Origin of the sequence: Streptosporangium sp. NPDC048047, assembly GCF_040653115.1 — a bacterium.
GTDB lineage: Bacteria > Actinomycetota > Actinomycetes > Streptosporangiales > Streptosporangiaceae > Streptosporangium.
Map to the genome: position 1 here is coordinate 1 of NZ_JBEZNH010000139.1, position 1,547 is coordinate 1,547.

Consider the following 1,547-nt stretch of genomic DNA (forward strand, 5'->3'; position numbering starts at 1 on the left):
GCGCGGTCGCCCGCGTCCTGCGGGGGTCCGGGCTGGCCGCGCGGCCCGTGTGGGGCGGGGCCGGGGTTTTCCCCGTCCAACCCCGGGCCCGCCGTCATCTTCGCTCCAGGCCGAACCACCGCACCTCCCCGCGAGGACCGTTCGCTGCTCGGCCGCGGCCGGGCCGTCGTCCAGCCGCAGCCTGGCCGTCATCACCGTGCCGAATCGAATCGCCGCCGTTTCGGCGCTGAATCCTGCCTTGGCCCCGGACGGTCCACGGCCACCCGGCCACGGTCGGGTCGGCCGCGTCCACCCGGCCACGGTCCACCCGGCCCCGTCCATCTGGCTACGGCCCGGTCGGCCTTGGTGGCCCACCCGGCCTGTCTTGGTGGTTCCATCCGGTCGGGTCCGGAAAGGGCTGTGACCTCCACGACCGTGGAGGTGATCTCGGTGGCCACTCGTCCGATCTCGGTGAGGCGACCTCCGGGGCCGTACAGGGGTGGCTGACGTTTCACGTGAAACATCAGCCATCCCTGCGGGCTCCGCGCGGGCTCGCTTGCCGACAGGGTTCACAGGTAGCTGACGCCGGTCAGTTCCTCGGCCGCCGCCCAGAGCCGCTTGCCGACGGCCGGATCGGCCGCCTCCCGGCTGAGCCGAGCCTCGGTGACCGGCCCCCGCGTCTCCCAGAGTCTGGACGGCCCGAAGAACTGACCGCCCCGCACACCGGGCTCGGTCGCGGCGCGCAATTGCGGCAGCGCGCCCTGCTCCACCGATTGGGTGACCAGCAGGCCGAGCCGCGCGATCATCTGCCCGAACCGGCCACGGTGCTCCCAGGCACGTGGAGTCAGGTTGGTACGGGTGAGACCGGGGTGAGCCAGCGTGCTGACGATCGGCAATCCGGCGGCGCGCAGGCGGCGGTCCAGCTCCACACCGAAGATCGTGGTGGCGAGCTTGGACCGGCCGTAGGCGAGAGCGGCCCGGTAGTCACGTTCGAACATCAGGTCGTCGAAGTCGAGGTGCGCGTTCTTATGGGTGATCGAGCTGAGACTGACCACCCGGGATCGCCTCGCCGCCGCCAGCCTGTCGAGCAGCAGGCCGGTCAGCGCGAAGTGGCCCAGCATGTTGGTGCCGAGCTGCAGCTCGAAACCGTCGGCGGAGGTGCGGCGCGGGCCGGGCAACACCACGCCGGCGTTGTTGACCAGCAGGTCGATCACCGGGTGGTCGGCGGCCAGCTTCGCGGCGAACGCGCGTACCGAATCGAGGGAGGCCAGGTCCAGCTCGCGCACCTCGACGTCGCCGCCGATCCGGCGGGCGGTCTCCTCTCCGGCGGCGGTGTTGCGGACGGCGAGCACGACATGGGCGCCGTGGCGGGCCAGCTCGGTCGCGGTGATCGGGCCGAGGCCCGAGTTCGCGCCGGTCACGACCGCGATCCGGCCGTGCTGGTCGGGGACACGGCCGGCGGTCCATCCGGTCATCTGCTGCTCCTGCGGGTATCGGTACGGTAGACCGGCGACACTAGGGCCTGTACGGGGTTGAGATCAGTGGGATTCGCCTGCGCGATGGTTTGT

Annotated in this window: 1 protein-coding gene; it reads right to left on the reverse strand. The window is 71.8% G+C overall.

Annotated elements, in window-relative coordinates; all coding sequences use genetic code 11:
* Positions 1-548: 548 nt before the first annotated feature.
* Positions 549-1,454 carry an oxidoreductase gene (locus tag AB0D67_RS39105; protein ID WP_362947504.1) on the reverse strand — a complete coding sequence of 302 codons (906 nt, stop codon included), beginning with the start codon at positions 1,452-1,454 and terminating at the stop codon, positions 549-551.
* Between the last annotated feature and the right edge of the window lie 93 nt (positions 1,455-1,547).